Consider the following 5,022-nt stretch of genomic DNA (forward strand, 5'->3'; position numbering starts at 1 on the left):
AAGGTACAGAGGTATGGAAAAAATGCATACTCAAAATCTGATGGAAGCTATTTGTTACAATTTATATAGAAGTCCAAGGATAATTGCCATTAATTCTAAAAACTAAAGGAAAATGAACCAAAAAATAGATCCATAACTAACATAACTAATGAAAATAAGAAAAAAAATATAAATTTTAGATTTAAAAAGTCAAAATTGAAATCTAAAAATGAAAAGAGCATTATGCAACGGTCTTGGTTTATGTACCTCACAGCAATCATTGATGTATAGAGCCGTAAAATAACGGGATGGAGTTAGTCTAATAGCACGATAAAAGAATGGTGTTGTGATTTAGTAAATGACAGCATAGAGAAACATGGAGTTCCACAAATATTAAATTCTGATCAAGGATCCCAATACACAAGTAATTTTTACTCAGAACTATTGAAAAAAAAGAAATTAACTTACAAATTTAATCGTCCTAAAAAGGAGGGAGTAGCATATCCTCAAAAAACTATATTTTAATGTTATTCTTCAATTGAATAAATAATTTTAAATACAGGTTTGCTAGCAATATTTTCAGTATCATCAGCCTTAGCTTTTTTAACCTTTATATGATTTTTTGTTTCACTTAAGATTAACCGCTTTCTTATCCCCTCAATCCTTTTTTCTTCATAAACTTTAGCCAAAGAATCTATCAATGCTGGATTTGACAAAGAAACACAAGTACTTTCGACAAAAGAAGAGTCTAAGATTTTTTCAGTCTCAATTTCAGAAGTATCTTTATTTGTTTTTTTCAATAAAAACATTTTAAATTCCTCCTCATCAGTCAAATAATTTTTATCATATTCTTTGTTAAATTGCTCCCCTAACTGCTGCACAGCAATCTGTTTTTTTTCTATTTCTATATCGTTCAAATACAGCATCTCTATTATTAAGCCTTCTTTTTTCTTTTCCAAATCTTGTAATTTATTCAACTGCTTTAAATGAGTATTGCTTAGAGTAGTATCCAAATATGAAAATTCAACAGACTCTAATTCCTTAGGCTCCCCTCCTACCAATCCTGACAAAAATTTTATAGGAGATGCTACTGTTTTTATTAATAAATTTTTTAATGTGTACCAAATAAGTTTGTTAACATTCACACTAGGGTCATCTAAATTACCTCCTACTGGTATGTCCAAATTAACCACACCGTCTTTATCTTTTAATAAAAACAATGCGAATTTTAAAGGCAAATTATACAAACCTCCTCGCTTATCACCTAAAGTGGCATTATGAACAATTAATTTATTTTGACTATCCAACTCTCCATTATGTATTTTGGTATGCATTTTATAATACATATCTCCTTCTAAAACAGGAATTCCCATATAATCTAATGAGTAAATATTCAAATCCTTTAATTTAAAACCAGAGACTACATACTTTAAATCTAGTTCCATTGGATCTAGTGGATTTATATTCAAATCTACTTTCATTTTCCCTCTTTTATTCAGTAACATATTTGCTTTCACATTTACCCATTCCGACTCACTATTTATGGAATCAACATTTGCCTCAATACTTGATAGATTGTATTGAAAAGGCTGAGAAGTAGTAGCGTCGTTAAACTGAAGTTTCCCGTTGCTAATACTAACTGAATTTAATTGATAATATAAATCACTAACACTATCTATTTGAATGCTCTCTAGCTCCTCTTCGTCAATTACTTCATCTAGCTTTAAAAAAGTTTCAAAATTTGTAGAATTTTTATATAAAGTAAACGCTACAAAAGGTTTGATAAACTTTAAAGAATCAATAATATAGGAGTTTTTAAAAGGCTGTAATTCTTTTAAAACACAGTGAATTTCTTCCGCTTGTAAAATAGGTTTCTTTGAAGCGTCTATAAACTTTAAATCTTTTAAGTCTAAAAATCCATTTAATGACAAAGAATCCAAATAATTGCTATTTCCTACAAAATTTATATTTGTTGTTAATAATCCTTCAAAAGCTTCCAGCTCAATAAAACTTTGTAAATATTTAGTATAGACAGAAACATCTAAATTTTCCAACCCAATGTTTGCGTTAAAGTTTCCATCAATAGGGTCAAAACTTGTTGAAGAATAAAAACGACCACCATCTTCAAAATTAAACTCTAAGTCCGCATTACTTTTGTCTTCCTGATTCCATTCTATATTCGGAATTAACAAATCTAATTCATTAAATACAAAGGTCTCATTTATTAGCTGATCATTAAAAACAACTTCTGCATTCACAAATTCAATATTAGATAGACTAAATTTAAATACATCCGTAGTATCTATTTCTTGGTTTACCACTAAAGAATCAGTAGGTGTTGTATAAAAATCAATTAAGCTGTCAAAGTTAAAAGTTGAATCATTTTCTTTGATAATATTTGTAGAAAGGTTTTTAATATACAACTGTTGCAAAGTAATTTTTGACACTAAATAATGACAGGGTCTTGTATTTAAAATCAAAGTATCAAAAGAGACAAAACTAGTAGTATCATCTAACTCATATAAACTAAAATCAAAAATTTTAACCGTTCCCGTAAAAAGATTAATATCTATATCTTCTATATTTATTTTTCTTCCAAACCACTCTTTACTGTTTTTTTCAATAAGATTTTCTGCAACAATCGGCAGTAGCCAAAGGACTATACCAATAAACAAAATAAGAACACCAGAAGTAATTTTAATTTTTTTATTTTTCAAAACAAGAGGATTAAGTAATAATATAGGTCGTCTATTTTCATGAAAACAAACAAGTGTGTAAATATACTAATTACTCTTTGGTATTCAATACCTCTATATTCTTCACAGGGCAAACTCACACTTTTATGTTTAGCACTTTTAAAAGGTAATGATGATTCCACCCCGCTTTAAGTCTCTTGCCAGCAACACCTTGTTTTTCAGTTTTTTCATTTTTCAATAGATTTAGTGCTATCTTAAGTGAAATTGAATAATTTTGAGCTGCGTTGTTCTTTCTCTTTCTTGAAACAATATACAAATGAGTATGACAGAACAATACGATCCTTATGAAAACGCTGTTGCTGAAAGAATTAACAGAACTTTAAAATATGAATACGGATTAAAAAGAACTATTAAAAACACCAAATTAGCAGAGAAAATGACCAAACAAGCTGTAAATATTTATAATGATTTGAGACCATACTTTAGTCTAAACCTTAGAAAACCTAATGATGTATACTTAAATCCTAATATTGAATACAAATCTTATAAAAGAAATAAAAAAGATTTGATTTTTTACTAACTTGAGAACTCGTAGAAAAGCTATTCTATTTTTTTCGGCTAACTAAAAAGCCAAAAAAAATTAGAATAACTTTGCGGTAACAACAAAAAAAGGGCAACCTATATCAGTATAATACAAATTGAAGAAACATCTCTATAAAATATATGATATTAAAACTTAAAAAGAAAGAACAAATAAATCTAAAAACAGTAGCCTCTAATTATGGCATTTTTAGAGTCCCAAAATTCATTCTAAAAAACGAAAAAATTATTTTCTATGTAAATAATGATGGTGATTTTTCAGAACTTGATCAGGCTAAGTTTTTAGTTTTCTCTAATGGCAAGATTGATATCATTAATATAGACAAGGAACTTATCAAATCTAAAAAGAATGATGAGTATGAGAAAGATTCCGTAGAGCTTATTACTCATAACAACGACATACTTGCATTTGTTACAAAAAGAAAAAAAACAGGAAACTACGATAATGTTAAATATCTAAGTCATATATTGAAATTTGATACAGACAAATTACAAGAACCAACAATTATTACACTAACCAATGAATTAGAGGCTGTAGATACAAAACATAGGAAAGGTCGAATATTTTGTAGACAACCTTCTATCCGTAGAGTATATTCATCTAATAATAATGAATTCCCAACGATAATATACGATGGCAACGATCAATTCAATATCAACACAATAAAAATAGATTTCAAAAACCTCACGGCAGAATGGACATGTACTAAAGAAATAGATTTTACAAGGCTTGATTTGGCCGATAGCTGTTCTTTTATTGGAACACCCGAAGCTTTAGATTATTTGGGCAACCCAAATGAATATGAATACAGGTCCATGCCTTATTACCAATTTAGCAGTTTGTTAATGAATGATGAAGGAATTATTTTTTTTGCAATGGGAACACGTGATAGTTTCCGTAAATATGGAATGTATCGATATGTGTTTTTAGGAAAATTAGAAAAAATAGAGAAAAAATACGAACTATCTAAAGTTTATGAAAAAGCATTTTTTGATGCCGAGGAATATGAAGGTAAGCTAGGTATAAAATTTGGTAGAACAGCCCTATTTTCAACTGACCAAAAACATGTAATAATCTACTCAGAATATAAATCTTCTGATCCATGGGGATTTAGAGAAAAGGTCTTTAATTTGGAACAAGAAATCCTTTACGATGTAGAGTTTCCTAGAGGATTCAATAAACATAAAATCATTGATATTAATAATAACCTTGTGTTAACTTTTGGTGAGAATTCTAAATCAGAAGATATTCTAACAATATTTGATTTTGACATTTTAAAAACTACTGCCAACAAAACATAAAAATAATAAGGGTTAAGTGCCAAACCCAAAGTTGGTACATATTAACAAAGTCCGCCAAATTTAAAATTTGGCTAAGTGCTAAACCGAAAAGTAAATACGTTTTAATCCCTTACTATTCTTATACAGACAGTCTGCCGTTTTATGCCCAATTAAAAAAAATCACTGAGAATTCATTTGGTATAGCTTTATTGTTTGTGACTTTACTTTACAATTATAAGTTTGCAGAACAATTAAGCACACTTCCCAAAACGAACCCAGTATCGAAGAATTAAGAATTCCCTTTAATAATTCGTTATCGTCTGATAATTTAAGACCGTTGCATAATGCTCTTTTCATTTTTAGATTTCAATTTTGACTTTTTAAATCTAAAATTTATATTTTTTTTTCTTATTTTCATTGTTTATGTTAGTTATGGATCTATTTTTTGGTTCATTTTCCTTTAGTT

3 protein-coding genes and 1 pseudogene are annotated in these 5,022 nt (G+C 28.4%); 2 read left to right on the forward strand and 2 right to left on the reverse strand.

Annotated features, from left to right (window positions below; all coding sequences use genetic code 11):
- Positions 1-506: 506 nt before the first annotated feature.
- Positions 507-2,696, reverse strand: coding sequence for a DUF748 domain-containing protein (locus V5787_RS03575; RefSeq protein ID WP_336891904.1), 2,190 nt, complete (start codon positions 2,694-2,696; stop codon positions 507-509).
- Between the two features lie 115 nt (positions 2,697-2,811).
- Positions 2,812-2,979 (reverse strand): annotated as a pseudogene (locus tag V5787_RS03580) (ISAs1 family transposase); the annotation flags it as partial.
- A 12-nt stretch (positions 2,980-2,991) separates the two neighbouring features.
- Here V5787_RS03580 and V5787_RS03585 point away from each other — a divergent pair.
- Together V5787_RS03585 and V5787_RS03590 are read left to right on the forward strand one after the other, a co-directional pair.
- Positions 2,992-3,255 carry an integrase core domain-containing protein gene (locus V5787_RS03585; RefSeq protein ID WP_336891905.1) on the forward strand — a complete coding sequence of 88 codons (264 nt, stop codon included), beginning with the start codon at positions 2,992-2,994 and terminating at the stop codon, positions 3,253-3,255.
- 143 nt (positions 3,256-3,398) lie between these two features.
- Positions 3,399-4,577 carry a hypothetical protein gene (locus tag V5787_RS03590; protein ID WP_336891906.1) on the forward strand — a complete coding sequence of 393 codons (1,179 nt, stop codon included), beginning with the start codon at positions 3,399-3,401 and terminating at the stop codon, positions 4,575-4,577.
- The last annotated feature ends 445 nt before the right edge of the window (positions 4,578-5,022 follow it).

The sequence above is a fragment of the Flavicella sp. genome, assembly GCF_037132785.1.
Lineage (GTDB): Bacteria > Bacteroidota > Bacteroidia > Flavobacteriales > Flavobacteriaceae > Flavicella.

Excerpts from the sequence above, each read along its gene's own strand:
- V5787_RS03585 (WP_336891905.1), top strand. The coding sequence starts at position 2,992 with ATGAGTATGACAGAACAATACGATCCTTATGAAAACGCTGTTGCTGAA.
- V5787_RS03590 (WP_336891906.1), top strand. The coding sequence starts at position 3,399 with ATGATATTAAAACTTAAAAAGAAAGAACAAATAAATCTAAAAACAGTA.